Source organism: Candidatus Nealsonbacteria bacterium (assembly GCA_019923605.1).
Lineage (GTDB): Bacteria > Patescibacteriota > Minisyncoccia > Minisyncoccales > CSSED10-335 > JAHXGM01.
The window spans coordinates 19,674-36,999 of record JAHXGM010000001.1 but is presented as its reverse complement, the minus strand read 5'-3'; the positions used below and the strand labels follow the sequence as shown (position 1 = coordinate 36,999).

Sequence of the window (17,326 nt, the reverse complement as noted above, 5' to 3'; positions counted from 1 at the left end):
AAAGTAAAAACCGTGAAATAATCACGGATTTATGCGGGGACGACCGGACTCGAACCGGCAACCTCCACTGTGACAGAGTGGCGATCTAACCAATTGATCTACGCCCCCGGAATATGCCGGCAGGAGGGATCGAACCTCCGACCTACAGCTTATGAGTCTGTTGCTCTAACCGCTGAGCTATGCCGGCAATAATTATTGTTGCGGGGACCGGAATTGCACCGGTGCCTTAAGGTTATGGGCCTCATATGGTACTACTCCACCACCCCGCGATACATTACCATTCTATTACAAGTTTTCTTAAAAATCAACCCCCCGGCTAAATTATGAAAGTATGTTTAACTCTTTAAAGGCTTTTTCGTATACGCTCAACACTTCTTTAGATTTTTCTTGAGAAAGATCATAGTCAGGATCATGTATAACATCGTTTCTTATCTCTCTAGTAACCTTAAGTTCATTAACACTAGGGACATCGCTTGGTGTAACCTTATTAATCTTTTCTTCAATAGTTGGCTCAATATGACCCATTCTTTCCAATACCTGCTCAAGCATGACATCAGCTTCAATAATTGCGAGCTTATATTCCGACTCTAGCCCAGTTTCCAGTCTTTTCATTATCTTCTTCCAATCCTTAGCAAACTTTTCAAATTCATAGGACTTAAATTTAGAAAACTCTGAAATATCTTGAGTATATCTAAACTTTAACCATTGGGTATTCATTAAAATATAAATTGAAAGAACAATAAAAAAAATTGATATCCCAATAAAAAGAATTTTTATTCCGATTATAATTTGATAATATGGGGACGGAATAAGGGAAGGGTCGGTTAAATATGCAATTATTTGCTCTGTTATTTGCTTTGTTATTTCATCCATATTTTTTCAAATAATTCTCCTGCATTTAAAATGCTATATTCACCAAATGGTTTCCCGATTAATTGAATTCCGACTGAAAGATCTCTTATTTTTTTACATGGCATCGACATTGCCGGAAGTCCTGCTAGATTAGCAGGAATAGTAAAGACATCTGATAAATACATAGAAAGAGGATCTTCTCTTTTTTCTCCTATCTTGAATGGTAATGTCGGAGAGCTTGGAACTACGATTAGGTCGACCTTTTCAAAAGCCTTCTCAAAATCATTTTTTATAAGTGTTCTTACTTTCTGAGCCCTTTTATAATATGCGTCATAATAACCCGAGGAAAGAGAATAGGTTCCTAGAATTATCCTTCTTTTGACCTCCCTTCCAAATCCCCTACCTCTATTTTTAAAGTATATTTCTGATAAATCAACCCCTTCCCCAGAAGAATTTCCATATCTTAGCCCATCATAGCGTGATAAGTTGGCTGATGTTTCAGATGGTGAAATTATATAATAAGCAGGTAATGCGTATTCAGTGTGGGGCAAACTAATGTCCTCAACTTTGATTCCGGCCCCTTTTATCTTTTCAATAGCTTCCCGAATACTTGATTCAACTTCACTATCCATGCCTTCAACGAAATATTCCTTTGGTATGCCGATAGTCATCTTCTTAGGATCCATACCATTATCTATTTCAACTTGTACTGAAGTAGAATCTTTTGGGTCCTTACCCGATATAGCCTCAAAAACATACCTTGCATCTTCAACTGTTTTTGTTAAAGGTCCTATCTGATCAAGTGATGAAGCCATGGCCATTAATCCATATCTAGAAACAAACCCATATGTTGGCTTTAAGCCCACTACTCCACAAAATGAAGCGGGCTGACGGATAGATCCTCCGGTATCTGAGCCTAAAGCAAAAGAACAAAATCCTGCAGCAACTGCAGCCGCTGATCCCCCCGAAGATCCTCCAGGAACTCTTGAATGATCGAGCGGATTTTTAGTAACCTGAAAGGCCGAATTTTCAGTTGAAGAGCCCATCGCAAATTCATCCATATTAGTTTTACCTAAAAAAACGACTCCTTGATCTTTTAATTTCTTAATAACAGTAGCATCATATGGCGCCTTATAATTCTCTAATATCTTAGATGCAGATGTACACTTAATTCCTTTTATCAATATATTATCCTTAATTGCTGACGGAATTCCTAAAAGAACTGGAAGATCATCTCCTCTCTCAATTCGCTCATCTACTTTTTTGGCCTGAGAAAGAGCTAACTCCTTAGTAACTGTTAAAAAAGAAGATATTTCAACATCATCTTTTTCTATCTTATCAAGAAAATAATTTGTCATCTCTAAACAAGAGAATTTTTTTCCTCTTAAGCCTTCCCCTATTTCCCTAATTGACATTAATGAGAAATTCATAATTATAAAATAGATCTTACCTTTAAAAAACCGCCGTCCCTGTCATTAAACAGATCGATAACATCTTTTCTTTCATCAGAGATTATTGGATTGTCTTCTCGAACATCATTCTTGATATTTATTGGATGACTCATCGCACTAACACCTGAAACATCTAAAGATTTTAATTTTTCAATATAGCCAAGAATGTTAACAAGGTCTTTTTCAAGCAGATCTTCTTCTTGGGAGTCCAATTCAAATCTTGCTAATTTAGCAACGTGTCTTATGCCTTCTTTATTAATCATGTTTATCTTGGGAGTTTAATTGTTTCTGTATCTACTAAAACTTCTTGAAGCTCGTCTATATTTTCTAAAACAAATCCAGCTCCTCTGGCTACAGCAGTTAAAGGATCATCTGATATCTTACATATTATCTTTGTTTCTTCAGTAATTAATTCATCTAGTCCTTTAAGCAATCCACCACCACCCATTAAATATATTCCTTTAGCCATTATATCAGACAATAGTTCTGGTGGAGTTTCTTCTACGGCCCCCTTCACTGCACTAACTATTTCTTTAACAGATTTTTCTAAAGCCTTTCGAATATCCTTATCAGTGACAATAATTTCTTCAGGAAGTCCGGTAACAAGATTTCTGCCTCTTATGGGCATCTCTCTTTTTTCTTTTAATGGATATGCTGAGCCAATACTTATCTTTACATCTTCTGCGGTACGCTCACCAATTAATAATTTATATTCTTCTTGAACAAACTTAATTATGTCTTCATTTAATCTATCTCCAGCGACTCGAAGACTCCTTGCTATAACTATGCCGCCAAGAGATATAACAGCCACTTCGGTTGTTCCCCCGCCGATATCAACAACAAAATTACCACCTGGATCCTGAACTGGAAGACGTGAGCCTATTGCTGAGGCCATTGGCTCTTCTATTAAATAAACAATTCTTGCTCCTGCATTTTTACCTGCATCTTGAACTGCCTTCTTTTCAACTTCTGTAACACCAAAAGGAATACCGATTATTAATCTTGGTCTTAAATTAAAAATAAACTTTTTCTTATAAGCTTTCTGTATGAAATATCTCAACATCTGCTCTGTAACATCAAAGTCGGAAACAACTCCAGAGACAAGTGGCCTTGTGGCAACTATATGAGATGGAGTCCTTCCCACCATTCTTTTAGCTTCTTCACCTATTGCCAGTATCTGGCCAGTCTTTTGATTTATAGCTACTACTGATGGTTCAGATAATATTATTCCTCGACCTCGTACATAAACTAACGAATTAGCCGTACCAAGATCAATTGCAATATCAACTGATAGCTTTCCAATGGTATCCTGAATAAAGTTATTTTTTTTCATAATCTTGTTTTGTTAAATTCTCACTCATCCTTTAATATCATAAAAAGTTACCAGAATAAATAATCCAATTAGCATAATAAATGAAATTGCAATTAGTCCTTGCTCTACTTTCTGATTTAGAGGACTTCCCTTTATTTTTTCAATCATTAAAAACAAAAACCTTCCGCCATCTAGAGCTGGAATTGGCAATAAATTAAATATCGCTAGCGATATAGATATCATAACAATGATCTCCAAATATCTCTGAAAACCACTTTCCAGTGCTCCCACAAAAACATCGGTCACTATTCCAACTGGTCCGGCAAATCTTACCTCGTCAGGTAAGGGTTTACCTGTAATAGCTCTAATTGCCGTATCTCCAAGAGTAGTAACTATACGGTAAGTCAATCTTCCTGTCATTAAAGCTCCTTGATAAGGCGCTTGATACCACGGATAACTCTTAAGAGCTACTCTAGCAATATGAAATCCCATTACTCCTCGCTCATCATTAGAAGAGAGCAAGATTTCATAAATATTGCCATTTCTATCTATTGTCGCCAATATTTCTTCTCCCTTATTTTCATATAAAAAACTGGAAACATCACCTATTCTATTGGCAAGAATATAGTTATCCCCTTTTGATAATGAATGTATAATGTCCCCGATTTGAATTCCGGCTTGATTAGCGGCCATATCTGGTTCTAAGTTTAAAACCATTACCTTTGCGTCTTCAACGTGATCTTCATCTCCGACCAAGGCTGGCAACTTCATAGTGGCCATAAAGGTTAATATCAAGAATGCAACTATCCAAAAAGCAGCAACTCCGGCCAAGATTATTAGTGATCGTTGAAAAATACTTTTTTGACTAAAACTTCTCTCGTCATTAATCTGTTCATCCTCCCCATACATCTTAACGAAGGCGCCAATCGGAAGCAGGTTTAACGAATAGATCGTTTCACCTATTTTTTTACCAAAAATCCTAGGAGGTATTCCAATCCCAAACTCTTCTACTTTCACACCCAAACGCTTAGCCATCAAAAAATGACCTAGTTCATGAATAACAACAAGAGCTAAAAGACTAATAATGGCTATAATTACGTGTAAAAAAAACATATTTAAAATTCTAAGATCTCTCTTTTTTTCCTATCGGTCACCTCTTCGATCTTTTTATTATATTCATCAACGACTTTTTGAAGATCATCCTTACCCTTAAATTTATCATCCTCCCTAACTGTTCCTTCTTTGAAACTATCTTGAATATCTTTCCAAGCCTCTTCTCTTGCCTTCCTTAGGGAAACCCTAGCTTCTTCGCCCTTTTCATTTAGTATCTTGGTCAGACTTTTTCGATATTCTTCGGTAAGTGATGGCAGAGAAACTCTAATTGATCCATTGTCGGTTACCGGGCTAACTCCCAGATCGGATTGTAATACTGCTTTCTCAATACTTGGTATAGTAGATCTGTCCCAAGGTTGAATTAAAAGCATCCTGGGAGATGGAACACTAATTGACGCTACCTGCTTAAGAGGCATTTTAACTCCGTAGGAATCAACTGTAATATTTTCAACTAATGAAGGGGTAGCCCTCCCTGTTCTTATAGTTGAAATGTCTTTTTCAAAAAAAACAACTACTTTATCAAATTTAGTTCTAGTTTCTTTTATTATATTATTTACCACCTCCATTTTTTAAAAATTATTTTATAATTCCATTATTAAATTTTCTAAAACCATTTTATTATTTACATTAGTCTTGGAAAGTAAATAAATTGATTCTTCTATTTCTAGTAAAATATTTCTAAGCCTATCAACACTATAAACTACCTTTTTGTTTCCTTTTATTTTTTCTAAGAATAATGCTCTAAAATAACTTAACCATATATTTAATATTCCTACTAGCTCGGGGTCTTCAGATATTTTTTTAACGTAATCGAATCTCAAATGAAACCGTGATTCTGGTGATATAATGTTAATCAATTCATTAACTTTTTTTCTCCTTACTTCTATTTTACCGGGATCAAACAATAAGTCTAAAGCAACACCTGGCTTCCCAAAAGAAAATGAAACTATTCCTTCTATTAAATCTTCCTGACAATTGGCGGACTTAAGGTGTGACCTTATCTCATTCTTATCAACTGGAAAAAATTTAACTATCTGAACCCTTGACCTAATAGTTGGTAGAAGAATTTCGGGATGATCAGAAACTAATATAATAACCGAACTATCTCCGGGCTCTTCTAATAATTTTAAAAGAGAATTTTGTGCCTGCTGATTCATTAAGTGAGCATCATCTATTATCGCAACTTTGACTGAAGATGAATACGGCTTAAATGATAGTTGGCGAGAAAGTTCTCTGATCTGGTCTATTATAATCTCTTTCTTCAATGATGAAACGATAATAAGATCGGGATGGACTCCCTTCTCGGATAATAAGCATGCATTACAATTCATACAAGGACCATTCACGTTCTCACAAATCAAGCTCTTGGCTAAATTAATAGCTATCGATCTTTTCCCTATTTTTTCATAGCCAGAAAATAATAAAGCGTGAGGTATTCGATTGTTAGCTATCATTTTAGTAAATAAATCCCTTTGCTTTTTGTGTCCGATAATCATAAGCTTATTTCTTACTCATTATACTTCTTTTATAAAGATCAAGATTATCTAAAATTGAACCGGTTCCTTTGGCCACACAAACTAATGGATTTTCGGCAATAAAGCAAGGGACTCCGGTGCTTTGAGAAATTAAAACATCTATATTCCTTAAAAGCGCACCGCCACCTGAAATAATCATACCTTTATCCATTACATCAGCAGAAAGCTCCGGAGGAGTTTCTCTTAAAACTTGTCTCACCGTAGTTACTATTTCACTTAAAGGTCCAAAGATCGCTTCAGCAACTTCATTGGAACTAATGGTAATATTTCTTGGCAATCCCAAAACCAAATCCCTCCCTCTAATATCCATAGTCATTTCATTCTTCTCTGGAATAGCAGTCCCAATTTTTATTTTTATATCTTCCGCTGTTTGTAATCCAATTGCTAGCTTATATTTTCGCTTAACATAATCAATAATCGCATTGTCAATCTTATCGCCCGCAGTTCTTAATGATTCAAATGTTACAACTCCTCCCAGAGATATAACTGCTACTTCAGAAGTACCACCACCAATATCAATTATCATATGACCAGAACATGAATTAATTGGTATCCCTGCTCCGATTGCTGCCAAAATTGGTTCTTTGGCTAAATAAACAGCCTTAGCCCCAGCTAAGATTCCTGCTTCAATGACGGCTCTTTTTTCAGTAGAAGTTATCCCAGCTGGAACACCAACAACCAATTCTGGTTTTAAAAATTTAAAATATCTAGTATTTTTTTGTATGAAATAACGTATCATAACTTCAGTAATCCTGTATTCAGCTATTACTCCATCTCTTAGTGGTCGATAGACTTTAATAGCATCGGGAGTTCTGCCTATCATTTCTTTGGCTTCTTTGCCCACAGCTAAAACTCTGTTTTCCGTAACAGAAACTGCCACCACTGATGGCTCTTCCATTACTACTCCCTTTCCGGGAATAAAAACTAATGAGTTACAAGTTCCTAAATCAATTCCTATTTTTTTTGTCCACACTTTTTTTCAATGACTTTCTTAAAAAGATAAGAAAGCCCTATGATTATTTTTTATCACTAACTTCGACCAGGGCAGGACTAATTCTTTTAACGTTAGCTCCTATTTTCTGAAGTCTTTCCTCAATTTTCTCATAACCCCTATCTACTTGGGAAGCATTTCTTATTACCGTACTTCCCTTAGCTAAAAGACCAGCGATTATTAAGGCAGCGCCACTTCTTAAATCTAATGGCCCAAGTTCTGTTCCATATAATTCAGTGGGTCCATTAATAACTGCCCTATGAGGATCGCAGATAATTATCTCTGCTCCCATTTTATTTAATTCTTCTAAATATTTTAACCGACCATCATATAAGGGGTCGTGAATCAATGTTAGGCCTTGAGCTTGAGTAGAAAGAACTCCAAAAACTGATTGAAGGTCAGTTGGTATTCCCGGATAAGGAAGAGCTTGTATCTTGTCTATTCTTAAATTCTTAGGAGTTTTTACCAAAACTGATTCGTTTTTTAATATCTCAATATTAGCGCCAAAATCTCTCAATTTCTTAAAAAAGAGATCCATGTATTCAACCGGGACATTGCCTACTTCTACTTCTCCACCGACCGCAGATGCCATAAGGATATAGGTTCCAGCCTCAACTGAATCATAAGATATAAAGTGATCTACTCCAGATAACTTCTTCTTTCCTGAAATTTCAATAGTACTAGTCCCACCACCTTCAATATTTACTCCCATCTTCTTTAAAAACATGACCAGTTCTTGAACATGGGGTTCAGAAGCAGCGATTTTAATAACATGCTTCTTTGGAAATAGTGCACAAGCCATAAGTATATTTTCAGTACCGGTAACAGAAAATTCGTCTAATACTATGTCACCACCATCAACGTCATCATTATCAATCTTTAGAGAATAGAGATTTGTTTTTTCAGAATATTTGGTGGGTTCAGTATAAGGATGGTCAAAAGAAGATCCAACTTGAATAACCTCTACTTTTGCTCCCAGATCTTCAAAAGCATCTAAATGAGTCTTCACTGACCTAGTTCCAATGACACATCCGCCTGGATGATTTAATTCAATATATCCACATCTAGCCAATAATGGCCCCAAGACTAAAATGGAAGATCTCATCCTAGAAACTAGCTTCCTATCTATCTTACTAGGATCTATATCTTTTGCTTCTATTTTAACTTTCCTTTCATCTAGCCAAGTTACTTTTGCTCCCAAACTTTGGACAAGATTGATCATATTTAAGACATCCTCTATTAAAGGGATGTTGCTCAAAATGCATGGTTCTTTAGTTAAAAGTGTGGCTGCAATGATTGGTGTTGCTGCGTTCTTTGACCCCTTTACATCTATTTGTCCATGCAACTGATTTCCACCTTCTATTATAAATTTGTCAGACATAAATTGTTATTATTTTAAATTAATACTAGCTTATAACTAATAAGTTGGCAAGCACGAAAAAATGATATAAAATACACCATATGACTAAAAAACAACGATTCATTCTCTTTCTTGCTCTCCTATTAACTTTTCTAATTATCGGACCAATTGCTATTTTCTATTCTCAAGGATATCGCTTTGATTTCCAAGAAAGAAAAATCGTGCAAACAGGAGGTTTTTATTTCAGAATATCTCCTAAAAGTTCAGAAATTAACATTTCTCCAGCTAATAATAAAATAATTCAAAAAACAACTGATTTTTTCTTTGGAACAGCATTTATTAAAAATTTACTACCCAATCGCTATAATATTGAGGTTAAAAAAAATGGTTATCATTCATGGAGAAAATCACTTGAAATAAGGGAAGGCTTTGTAACTGATATAAAAAATATAACCTTAGTTCCAGAAAATCCAGAATTTATTACTCTCAAAAGTGATGTTAATAATTTCTTTCCCTTACCAGAGAAGAACTCACTGATATTGAAGATTGGAAACAATCTCAATATCTATGATATAAGAACAGGCCAGGAAAGAACCATATTCTCTGCTAATGAAGATATTGAAATTATTGACTTCAACTTCTCTCAACGCTGGAATAAATTAATATTACATACAGACAAGGGATATTACTTAATTGATATCACTCAATCCATCGAACCATCCCTAATTAATGTTCCCCAAGCAGCAAAAAATCTAATCATGCACCCTCAAAATGATCGAAAGATAATATTTTTAAATGAAAATAATATTTTCTTTTATGATCTTGTTACACTAGAAATTGAACTTATACTAGAAGAAGTAATTACTTATAATCTATGGGGCGATAGTATTGTCTGGATGTCTCCCGATGGATTCATTAACATTGGCATAGAAGAAGATTATAGGCAAATAAACAGAATCCCACTAGTTGTTGATGAAAACAATAACTATAAAATATACTTCTTAGGTCCTGAAGTAATGATAAGAGAAAATGAAACTTTCTATCTTCTTGATAATCAAGAATTCGTAGAAGTTTTTGAGTCCCCTTTTGACCCAATACTATCTCCTGATGGGGGGAAAATATTAAATTACAATAACCATGAGATCCGAGTGCTCTTTTTAACAGAAGTGATTGATCAACCTCAAAGAAATCGTGGAGATAATGTTTTCCTAACAAGATTTTCGGGTGAAATAAATGATATCTACTGGTATACATCTCACTATCTAATATTTAATATAGATTCAGAAATAAGGATTATTGAAATTGATGACAGGGATCATATAAACCTAGTTAACTTGGATGTAATAGAAAACTCTAAAATATACTTCAACTTTAATGACAAAAAAGTTTATCTATTAAGGGGTTCTGACCTTCTTGTTTCTAAAAGATTGATACCATAACAAAAAACCCGGTTATACCGGGTTTTTAATTCTCTTTAATATTATCTCTTCTTCCATTGAGGAGCTCTTCTTGCTCTCTTAAGTCCGAATTTCTTCCTCTCTCTTGCTCTTGGATCCCTTGTTAGATATCCCACTCTTCTTAATCTCTTTCTAAATTCTTCGTTAAAAAGGACTAGGGCTCTGGAAGTTCCGTGTCTTACCGCTTCTGATTGAGCACTTAATCCGCCTCCTTTAACTTTTACAACAACGGTGAACTTATCAAAACACTTCATTTTCTTCAGGGCAGACATTGAATCTTCTTGAAGCTCGTTAGTTGGGAAATACTTATCGTATGGCTTGTCATTAATTGTAATATCCTTTTTTCCTTTGGTATAAAGTCTTACTCTGGCAATAGCAGTTTTTCTTCTTCCAACAGCTTCAAAGTATCGATCTTTTTTATCATCAACAATAACTTCAATTTCTGGTTCTTCGGCTACAGGATCAGCTACAACCTTTTTTTTAACCGCAGGTTTTTTCTTGACCACAGGTTTCTTTTCAGCCTTTTTTTTCTTTTCTTTTTTAATTGTCTCTTCTTTAGCCATAGTTTATTTTACTTTTAACCTTTTAATTATTTGGGCTCGTAATTTATTCTTTGGAAGCATGCCCCAAACAGCTTTCTTTAATACCTCTCCCGGATTTTTAATAAAAACTTTTGAATAAGGCTGTTCCTTTAGTCCACCCAAATAACCACTGTGGCGATAATATTTCTTTTGCTCATATTTCTTGCCCGTAACCTTTATCTTGTCTGCATTTTCAATTACAACGAAATCGCCCCCATCTTTATGTGGGGCAAAATCAGGTTTTTGTTTTCCCCTTAGTAATAAAGATACCTTGGTTGCAAGTCTGCCTAAAGTTTGATCTTTTGCATCTATTGTGTGAGTATTGCGTTCCATAATTTTATTTTACCAATTCTATAAAAGCCATCTTGGCGCTATCACTGGCTCTGGGTCCAATCTTAATTATCCTTGTATATCCTCCTTGCCTATCCTTGTATCTTAGAGCAAGGTCTTCAATCATTTTCTTAGCTACGTCTTCAGAGAAAAATCTAATCAAAAGTCTTCTTGAATGAAGGTCTCCCTTCTTAGCTTTGGTAATTTGCTTCTCTACAAATACAGCTACTTCTTTGGCTTTTACCTCAGTCGTTTTAATCTGTTCATTCAAAACAAGAGCTCTGCCCAATGACTTTAAAAGAGCTCTTCGTTGATCTCTTTTTCTTGAAAGTATTCTTCCTTTTTTTAATTTGCGCATATTACTTTAATTCAAGACCGAGTTTTTTAAGGATCTTTTTAATGTCCTCTACTCCTTTTGACCCCATTCCTTCAAGAGATACAAGCGACTCTTCGTTCTTTCGCAAAAGGCCTCCAACGGTCTTGATATTATTCTTTATTAAAACATTTAAAACCCTTGGGTTAATTCCCAAATCTTCTATCTTCATTTTCGTAGGGTCATCCTCCTTTATTTTCTCTTCTTTCTTAAGGACTTCTTCTTTTTCAAGGACTTCTTCTTTTTCTGTTTCTAGAAACGAAGAAAAGTGCTTAACTAATATTTCTGAAGCTTCATGAAATGCTTTTTCTGGAGTAATAGTTCCGTCTGTTTCAATTTCAAGGAAAAGTCTGTTAAAGTCAGTTCTTTTTCCCATTCTCATATTTTCAACTCTGAAATTAACACCTTTAATAGGAGTGAAAATTGCATCTATTGATATTTCACCTACTTCAAGCTTCTCTCTTTTGTCTTGTTCTGCGGTAACATATCCCAATCCTTTCTCAATCTGGAATTTAATGTTTAAACTAGCTTTCTTGTCAGTTAATGTGGCAATATGAATGTCTTTACTAGCCAATTCAACTTGTGTGGGCAATTCTATATCAGAACCCTTGACCTCTTTATCTCCTGTAACCTTCAAAAATGCCTTTTGAGGCTCGTCTCCATGAACTTTAAATCTAAGCTGTTTAATGTTTAAAATGATGGTTATAACGTCTTCTAAGACTCCAGGGAGAGTAGAAAATTCATGTTGAACTCCCTCTATCTTTATCTGAGTTACAGCTGCTCCTTCAAGAGATGAGAAAAGAACCCTCCTTAAGCTACTTCCTATTGTAACCCCAAAACCAGGATACAATCCTTCAATTTCAAAAACAGCTGTATTTTCTTTTTTTTGCGTAACCTTTGGTTTGGAAGGTAAGGATATCATAGATAAATTATGATTAAATTAATTAATTCTTATTTAGAATAAAATTCAAATACAACAGTTGTCTCAACTGGAACATTAGCTTCTTCTTCAGTAGGAAGACTAAGGACTTTTACCTTCATTCCTTCTTTATCAAGAGAAAGCCATACTGGAGGAGTAAAATTCTTAAGAGATGCTTTAATATCTTCAAACTCCTTCTTTTTCTTTGATCCGGCTTTAACCTCTATTTCATCTCCTTTCTTAACTTCATAAGAAGGGATGTCTACCTTTCGTCCGTTAACCATAAAATGTCCATGATTAACCATTTGTCTTGCATCACGATGTGATAAGGTAAATCCTAGTCTGAAAATAATATTATCTAAACGACTCTCTATTCTTTTGACTAGCAAGTCCCCTGCTCCCTCAGATCTTTCTTTCTTATCAAGAATATTTTTTACATATTTAGAGAATTGAGACTCACTTAAATTATACCAATGTCTCATTTTTTGCTTCTCCATCAAAGCCCTTCCGTATTCGGAGATCTTTTTTCCTCTTCTCTTAGATCTTATTCCAGGTGGATAATTTCTTTTAACAATACCGCATTTTTGTCCGTAGCAACGCTCTCCTTTTAAAAAAAGTTTAATTCCCTGTCTTCTGCAAATTTTACATTGTTCTGTTGTCATATTTTTTACTATACTCTTCTTGCTTTAGGCGGTCTACATCCATTGTGAGGGATCGGAGTGACATCTTTTATTGAAATGATATCAAATCCTCGTGCAGCTAATGACCTGATAGAAGAATCCCTTCCGCCACCTATTCCTTTAATAAATATTGATATTTTTTCGATTCCAATCTTTTGAGCTTTCTGAGAAATAACATCAGCTACTTTAGAGGCTGCGAAAGGTGTTGCTTTTTTGCTACCTTTAAATCCGATATTACCAGAACTCGCCCAGCCAAGAACATTGCCTTGACCATCGGCAAGAGTAAGTAAAGTATTGTTATAAGAACAGGAAATATAAACTCTTCCCTCTCTTATACCCTTTGATTTACCCTTGGCGTCCGTTTTCATTACCTTGTCTAACTGCTCGCGCTCAGCCTGTAATTCTTCTTTAGTTTTTTCTGCAATTCGTTTTTTGCCCATATTACAATTTATTTAGGAGCTGGAGCACCTTTTTTTCCGGAGCCCACGGTTCTTCTTACATTTCCTCTAATAGTTCGGCTATTGGTCTTAGTTCGTTGACCTCTTGCAGGTAATTTTTTAATGTGTCGAGATCCTCTATAAGATCCAACCTCTCTTAACCTTTTAATATTCATCATTATGTCTCTTCTTAGGTCCCCCTCCACTCTATATTTCTTTTCAATCAAATCTTTCAACTTCTTAATCTCATCTTGAGTAAGATCTGATGCTTTTCTATTACCATCAATCTTGATCTCATCTAATATATTCTTAGTTACAACCGAACCAAGCCCATAGATATAGGTTAGAGATATAAGTATTCTTTTGTTTTCGGGAATGTTAACACCTGCGATTCTTGGCATATTTATCCTTGTCTTTGCTTATGTTTTTTAATAATACAAATCACGTAAACCCGGCCTTTTCGTCGGACAACTTTACAGTCTTTACAAATTTGCTTAACTGAAGAACGGACTTTCATTTTATATATTAAATAAGATATAATTACTTCTTTCTATACACAATCCTCCCTCTAGTATCAGTTGGAGCACTCATCTCTAATGTTACTTTATCGCCTGGCAATACCCTTATCCGATGCATTCTCATTTTTCCAGCAAGATGACCAATAACTTCCCTTTCTTCATCATCTAATTTTATCTTGAAATGAGCATTTGGCAACGATTCCACCACTATTCCAGTCTTTTGTAGAGCTTCTTTTTTTGTATTCATTTAATGATTACTAAAGATACCAGAAACTTTTAGTTTAGTCAAGAAACTAATTATTGATTTGGATCCTTAGGTTTATTTTATCAATACTTGGAGCATTTTTGATCCACGAAGGACGGACGTTTACGCTGAATGTTAATATTCTTGGATTATCAGAAAGTATCATTCTTATCTCCTCTAAACTCTTTCCACTCACCTCTCTTTTGAAAGCCATTTTCTCAATTTCAGGGTAAGCAATTCCGGAAGTTTCAACAAAAATAATCGCCCCCGCTTCACTTATAGATATGACATCATAAGATAATTCCGGATTATTCCATATCTTTTTCTCTGAAAAAAGAAGCTCCCCTGTAAGGTCGCGATCAGGAACTTGTTCCAGTAAAAACTCATTTATTAAATCTTCTAAATCAGACGCATCATAGGCAAGTGCTTTTGCTTTAATTTTAATACTATAATTAAACGATTCATAGTTTTCTCCTACGCCAGGACTTATTGTTTCTTGCAACATATCTTCAGCAATAAGAGTATCTATTAATACAAGATTTTGAGAGTTGTTAGCTATATTATTTTTTACTTCAGCTAAAATATCTGAAATTAAAATTGAGCGAGCTCCATCTACATCTTCTTGAGTTATCTTAGGGAGCCTACCAATAAATCCTCCAGTAATTGGATTAAGGTTTTCCGCATAAACAGAAGTGAACATTGGGGTTCCTTGCAATCCGGGTATAGAAAATTTAACCGTGCGATCTATATTATAATCTTCACCAGGCTCTGCAGCTCGAACTCGGACATCTATATGGCCAGCCCCCAATTGAGTTCTTCCGGGAACAGAAATTCTTTCCAAAGACCTAAACAACTTACCATCAGAAGAAACAAATCTAGTTTCAGCCACTAATATTTGAGGCAAAGAAGAGTGGTTATTGTAGACTCGTAACACCCCCTCTGCACTTTTCTCTTCAGTATCATATCCCGTAGAAGAAAAAGTCTTAGATTTTTCCTTCTCAACTTCAATTAATTTGCCAGGAATTATTCTGGAAAGATAATCAACCTGCAATGCATCTGTTTTTATCTCTATTCTCCCGCTAAAACTGACTTCTTCTGTTTTTGGAGAAATTATAATATCAACTCGCAAGAAGAATGTGTATCCAAGGAACAATAACAACAAGGATGATCCGAAAATAATTCCGATTTTTCTGATATTAAGATTCCGACTAGGCTTTTCTTTTTTTTGTTTAATATTAAGCCTATCGTCAATCTTAATGTGTGGTGGGAAAATATCGTATATTTTTTTTGCCATGCCTTTTATTTAATTATTGCTTTTATTCTTCTTATTCCCGACGAAGACGATTCTTCTTTAATTATCTTAAATTGTCCAATTTCTGAAGTTCTTGAAATATGAGGACCCTGACAAATTTCCTTACTGAAAATATTACCAGCTTCGTCTTTAATTGTATAAACTTTTACTCTATCTGGATACTTTTCCCCAAAGAAAGCAAGCGCCCCAGAGCTTAAAGCTTCCTCTAAATTCATTTCTTCCTTTGTCACCTCAAAATCATCCTCTATCTTGTTATTAACCATATCTTCCACTTCCTTTATTTCTTGTTCAGTTAATTTTCTAGAATAAGAGAAATCAAAACGTAATCGCTCTGAAGTTATATTACTACCCTTTTGAGCTACTTCTTCTCCCAAAACTTCCCTTAAAGACTTCAAAAGTAAATGAGTGGCAGTGTGGAATTTCGTTGTCTTCTCTCCCGAATCTGCAAGACCTCCCTTAAACATTCCTGCCGAAGTAACTTGAGAAAGCTCCTTATGTCTTTTAAGCTGATCCTGGAAACTAGAAATATCAAGCTCCTGCCCTCTCTCATTAGCTAGTTCAAATATCATCTCTATGGGGAATCCGTATGTTTGATAAAGGTTAAAAGCGTTTTCTCCAGAAATAACTTTTTCACCGCCAATCTTTTCAAATTCTCTCAACCCCTTAACTAAACTACTCTGAAATCTATTTTCTTCCTTTTCAATTTCTTCCAGAATAAACGATGAATTATTTTCTAATTCAGGATATATATCCTTGTTTATTTCTATAACTTTAACTGAAAGATTTTTCAACCAACCATCAGAATTTATTCCTATTTGTTTTCCATACCTTATCGCCCTTCTTATTAAACGTCTAACAAAGTATCCTTGTTGCTTATTAGAAGGAGCGACCCCCCTTTCATCTCCCATAATAAAGGTGGCTGCTTTAATGTGATCAGCTATAATTTCAAATTCTTTAAAATTATCACGATATTTTTTTCCTGAAAGATCTTCAATCGCAGAAATAATTGGAAGAAAAACATCGGTTTCAAAAATATTATCAACACCACTAGTTACCATAACAAGTCTTTCTAATCCCCCACCAAAATCAACATTTTTATTCTTCAATTCAGCCCACCCATCTTCAGTTTTTTGATATTGCATAAAAACTGAATTTCCTACTTCTAAAAATCTGCCGCAGTCGCAGTTTATATGACAATGTTCTCCAAATTTTAAATTATGATCTTTACCTGTATCATAGAAAGTTTCTGAATCTGGGCCACCAAGTTCGCCTAGAGCATCGCCCCTTTGCCACCAATTTTTATCTCTGTATGCAAATATTCTGTGCTCATCAAAATCAATTTCCACCCCGGGACCCAAATCACCTTTACTCAAAGTCTCCGGACCTTCTTCTGCTTTGATACCGTACTTATTATATATATTTTTTAGTATTGAAATAGATTCATCATCCTTAGGGATATTGCCATCACCGAGATAGACGGTTTGATATATCTTTTTAGGATCTAAACCAATAGTTTCAACTAAAAACTCAAACCACCAATTAAGTTGTTCTTCTTTAAAATAATCACCCAATGACCAGTTTCCAAGCATTTCAAAGAAAGTAGTATGACGGTTATCCCCCACTTCTTCAATGTCATCCGTTCTAAATGATCTTTGAAAATTAACAAGCCTTTTTCCTTTAGGATGATCTTCTCCTAAAAGATAAGGAACCAAGGGAAACATGCCCGAATTAACAAAAAGTAAGGTCGGGTCGTTTTCCGGTATCAAAGAAGCAGAAGGTATTAGCTTATGACCTCTTTCTTTATAAAATTCAATGAATTTATTTCTTATATCAAGTGATTTCATTGCCCTTAATAGTACTA

21 protein-coding genes and 3 tRNA genes are annotated in these 17,326 nt (G+C 34.9%); 1 reads left to right on the top strand and 23 read right to left on the bottom strand.

Annotated elements, in window-relative coordinates:
• Positions 1-34: 34 nt before the first annotated feature.
• The 12 genes from KY054_00285 to KY054_00230 all read right to left on the bottom strand — a co-directional run bounded on the left by KY054_00285 (position 35) and on the right by KY054_00230 (position 8,635).
• Positions 35-108: transfer RNA gene (locus KY054_00285), tRNA-Asp, on the bottom strand.
• Positions 109-114: 6 nt separating this feature from the next.
• Positions 115-187 (bottom strand) — tRNA-Met (locus tag KY054_00280).
• 11 nt (positions 188-198) lie between these two features.
• A tRNA-Met gene (locus KY054_00275) sits at positions 199-269 on the bottom strand.
• A gap of 52 nt (positions 270-321) precedes the next feature.
• Complete coding sequence (locus KY054_00270; GenBank protein MBZ1356199.1) at positions 322-873, bottom strand: hypothetical protein; 552 nt, start codon at positions 871-873, stop codon at positions 322-324.
• Positions 861-2,282: an Asp-tRNA(Asn)/Glu-tRNA(Gln) amidotransferase subunit GatA gene (gene gatA / locus KY054_00265; GenBank protein MBZ1356198.1), complete on the bottom strand. Its 1,422-nt coding sequence runs from the start codon at positions 2,280-2,282 to the stop codon at positions 861-863. The genes KY054_00270 and gatA overlap by 13 nt, the downstream gene beginning before the upstream one ends.
• Positions 2,283-2,284: 2 nt before the next feature.
• Positions 2,285-2,566 (bottom strand): Asp-tRNA(Asn)/Glu-tRNA(Gln) amidotransferase subunit GatC, encoded by a 282-nt coding sequence (gene gatC / locus KY054_00260; protein MBZ1356197.1) that lies wholly within the window; start codon positions 2,564-2,566, stop codon positions 2,285-2,287.
• Positions 2,567-2,568: 2 nt separating this feature from the next.
• A complete protein-coding gene (locus tag KY054_00255; GenBank protein ID MBZ1356196.1) occupies positions 2,569-3,636 on the bottom strand; it encodes a rod shape-determining protein in 1,068 nt (355 codons plus the stop codon).
• Positions 3,637-3,660: 24 nt separating this feature from the next.
• Positions 3,661-4,728 (bottom strand): site-2 protease family protein, encoded by a 1,068-nt coding sequence (locus tag KY054_00250; protein MBZ1356195.1) that lies wholly within the window; start codon positions 4,726-4,728, stop codon positions 3,661-3,663.
• A gap of 2 nt (positions 4,729-4,730) precedes the next feature.
• On the bottom strand, positions 4,731-5,294 hold the full coding sequence (gene frr / locus KY054_00245) for a ribosome recycling factor (GenBank protein ID MBZ1356194.1): 564 nt from the start codon (positions 5,292-5,294) through the stop codon (positions 4,731-4,733).
• 15 nt (positions 5,295-5,309) lie between these two features.
• Positions 5,310-6,224 (bottom strand): DNA polymerase III subunit, encoded by a 915-nt coding sequence (locus KY054_00240; protein ID MBZ1356193.1) that lies wholly within the window; start codon positions 6,222-6,224, stop codon positions 5,310-5,312.
• A gap of 4 nt (positions 6,225-6,228) precedes the next feature.
• A complete protein-coding gene (locus tag KY054_00235; GenBank protein MBZ1356192.1) occupies positions 6,229-7,236 on the bottom strand; it encodes a rod shape-determining protein in 1,008 nt (335 codons plus the stop codon).
• A 43-nt stretch (positions 7,237-7,279) separates the two neighbouring features.
• Complete coding sequence (locus KY054_00230) at positions 7,280-8,635, bottom strand: UDP-N-acetylglucosamine 1-carboxyvinyltransferase (GenBank protein MBZ1356191.1); 1,356 nt, start codon at positions 8,633-8,635, stop codon at positions 7,280-7,282.
• Between the two features lie 80 nt (positions 8,636-8,715).
• Here KY054_00230 and KY054_00225 point away from each other — a divergent pair, with 80 nt between their 5' ends.
• Positions 8,716-10,053 carry a hypothetical protein gene (locus tag KY054_00225; GenBank protein MBZ1356190.1) on the top strand — a complete coding sequence of 446 codons (1,338 nt, stop codon included), beginning with the start codon at positions 8,716-8,718 and terminating at the stop codon, positions 10,051-10,053.
• A gap of 41 nt (positions 10,054-10,094) precedes the next feature.
• On the opposite strand, the gene rpsI is transcribed toward KY054_00225, so the two are convergent.
• From rpsI to KY054_00170, 11 genes are read right to left on the bottom strand one after another with little or no spacing between them, the layout of a single operon-like run.
• Positions 10,095-10,634: a 30S ribosomal protein S9 gene (gene rpsI, locus KY054_00220; protein ID MBZ1356189.1), complete on the bottom strand. Its 540-nt coding sequence runs from the start codon at positions 10,632-10,634 to the stop codon at positions 10,095-10,097.
• Between the two features lie 3 nt (positions 10,635-10,637).
• On the bottom strand, positions 10,638-10,985 hold the full coding sequence (gene rplM, locus KY054_00215) for a 50S ribosomal protein L13 (GenBank protein ID MBZ1356188.1): 348 nt from the start codon (positions 10,983-10,985) through the stop codon (positions 10,638-10,640).
• Between the two features lie 4 nt (positions 10,986-10,989).
• Positions 10,990-11,340: a 50S ribosomal protein L17 gene (gene rplQ, locus KY054_00210; protein MBZ1356187.1), complete on the bottom strand. Its 351-nt coding sequence runs from the start codon at positions 11,338-11,340 to the stop codon at positions 10,990-10,992.
• A 1-nt stretch (position 11,341) separates the two neighbouring features.
• Positions 11,342-12,277 (bottom strand): DNA-directed RNA polymerase subunit alpha, encoded by a 936-nt coding sequence (locus tag KY054_00205; GenBank protein MBZ1356186.1) that lies wholly within the window; start codon positions 12,275-12,277, stop codon positions 11,342-11,344.
• Positions 12,278-12,306: 29 nt separating this feature from the next.
• Positions 12,307-12,936 carry a 30S ribosomal protein S4 gene (gene rpsD / locus KY054_00200; protein ID MBZ1356185.1) on the bottom strand — a complete coding sequence of 210 codons (630 nt, stop codon included), beginning with the start codon at positions 12,934-12,936 and terminating at the stop codon, positions 12,307-12,309.
• Positions 12,937-12,944: 8 nt separating this feature from the next.
• Positions 12,945-13,394 carry a 30S ribosomal protein S11 gene (gene rpsK, locus KY054_00195; protein ID MBZ1356184.1) on the bottom strand — a complete coding sequence of 150 codons (450 nt, stop codon included), beginning with the start codon at positions 13,392-13,394 and terminating at the stop codon, positions 12,945-12,947.
• A gap of 8 nt (positions 13,395-13,402) precedes the next feature.
• Positions 13,403-13,792 (bottom strand): 30S ribosomal protein S13, encoded by a 390-nt coding sequence (gene rpsM, locus KY054_00190; GenBank protein ID MBZ1356183.1) that lies wholly within the window; start codon positions 13,790-13,792, stop codon positions 13,403-13,405.
• Between the two features lie 2 nt (positions 13,793-13,794).
• Complete coding sequence (rpmJ, locus tag KY054_00185) at positions 13,795-13,908, bottom strand: 50S ribosomal protein L36 (GenBank protein MBZ1356182.1); 114 nt, start codon at positions 13,906-13,908, stop codon at positions 13,795-13,797.
• A 23-nt stretch (positions 13,909-13,931) separates the two neighbouring features.
• Positions 13,932-14,156 carry a translation initiation factor IF-1 gene (infA, locus tag KY054_00180; protein MBZ1356181.1) on the bottom strand — a complete coding sequence of 75 codons (225 nt, stop codon included), beginning with the start codon at positions 14,154-14,156 and terminating at the stop codon, positions 13,932-13,934.
• A gap of 46 nt (positions 14,157-14,202) precedes the next feature.
• Positions 14,203-15,447, bottom strand: a complete 1,245-nt coding sequence (locus KY054_00175; protein ID MBZ1356180.1) for a hypothetical protein — start codon at positions 15,445-15,447, stop codon at positions 14,203-14,205.
• 5 nt (positions 15,448-15,452) lie between these two features.
• The gene (locus KY054_00170; protein ID MBZ1356179.1) at positions 15,453-17,309 is read right to left on the bottom strand and encodes an alanine--tRNA ligase; all 1,857 of its coding nucleotides are present in this window, start codon (positions 17,307-17,309) and stop codon (positions 15,453-15,455) included.
• Positions 17,310-17,326: the final 17 nt, after the last annotated feature.

Coding starts and splice junctions, on each gene's coding strand:
- KY054_00270 (MBZ1356199.1), bottom strand. CDS start 873: ATGGATGAAATAACAAAGCAAATAACAGAGCAAATAATTGCATATTTA.
- gatA (MBZ1356198.1), bottom strand. CDS start 2,282: ATGAATTTCTCATTAATGTCAATTAGGGAAATAGGGGAAGGCTTAAGA.
- gatC (MBZ1356197.1), bottom strand. CDS start 2,566: ATGATTAATAAAGAAGGCATAAGACACGTTGCTAAATTAGCAAGATTT.
- KY054_00255 (MBZ1356196.1), bottom strand. CDS start 3,636: ATGAAAAAAAATAACTTTATTCAGGATACCATTGGAAAGCTATCAGTT.
- KY054_00250 (MBZ1356195.1), bottom strand. CDS start 4,728: ATGTTTTTTTTACACGTAATTATAGCCATTATTAGTCTTTTAGCTCTT.
- frr (MBZ1356194.1), bottom strand. CDS start 5,294: ATGGAGGTGGTAAATAATATAATAAAAGAAACTAGAACTAAATTTGAT.
- KY054_00240 (MBZ1356193.1), bottom strand. CDS start 6,224: ATGATTATCGGACACAAAAAGCAAAGGGATTTATTTACTAAAATGATA.
- KY054_00230 (MBZ1356191.1), bottom strand. CDS start 8,635: ATGTCTGACAAATTTATAATAGAAGGTGGAAATCAGTTGCATGGACAA.
- KY054_00225 (MBZ1356190.1), top strand. CDS start 8,716: ATGACTAAAAAACAACGATTCATTCTCTTTCTTGCTCTCCTATTAACT.
- rpsI (MBZ1356189.1), bottom strand. CDS start 10,634: ATGGCTAAAGAAGAGACAATTAAAAAAGAAAAGAAAAAAAAGGCTGAA.
- rplM (MBZ1356188.1), bottom strand. CDS start 10,985: ATGGAACGCAATACTCACACAATAGATGCAAAAGATCAAACTTTAGGC.
- rplQ (MBZ1356187.1), bottom strand. CDS start 11,340: ATGCGCAAATTAAAAAAAGGAAGAATACTTTCAAGAAAAAGAGATCAA.
- KY054_00205 (MBZ1356186.1), bottom strand. CDS start 12,277: ATGATATCCTTACCTTCCAAACCAAAGGTTACGCAAAAAAAAGAAAAT.
- rpsD (MBZ1356185.1), bottom strand. CDS start 12,936: ATGACAACAGAACAATGTAAAATTTGCAGAAGACAGGGAATTAAACTT.
- rpsK (MBZ1356184.1), bottom strand. CDS start 13,394: ATGGGCAAAAAACGAATTGCAGAAAAAACTAAAGAAGAATTACAGGCT.
- rpsM (MBZ1356183.1), bottom strand. CDS start 13,792: ATGCCAAGAATCGCAGGTGTTAACATTCCCGAAAACAAAAGAATACTT.
- rpmJ (MBZ1356182.1), bottom strand. CDS start 13,908: ATGAAAGTCCGTTCTTCAGTTAAGCAAATTTGTAAAGACTGTAAAGTT.
- infA (MBZ1356181.1), bottom strand. CDS start 14,156: ATGAATACAAAAAAAGAAGCTCTACAAAAGACTGGAATAGTGGTGGAA.
- KY054_00175 (MBZ1356180.1), bottom strand. CDS start 15,447: ATGGCAAAAAAAATATACGATATTTTCCCACCACACATTAAGATTGAC.
- KY054_00170 (MBZ1356179.1), bottom strand. CDS start 17,309: ATGAAATCACTTGATATAAGAAATAAATTCATTGAATTTTATAAAGAA.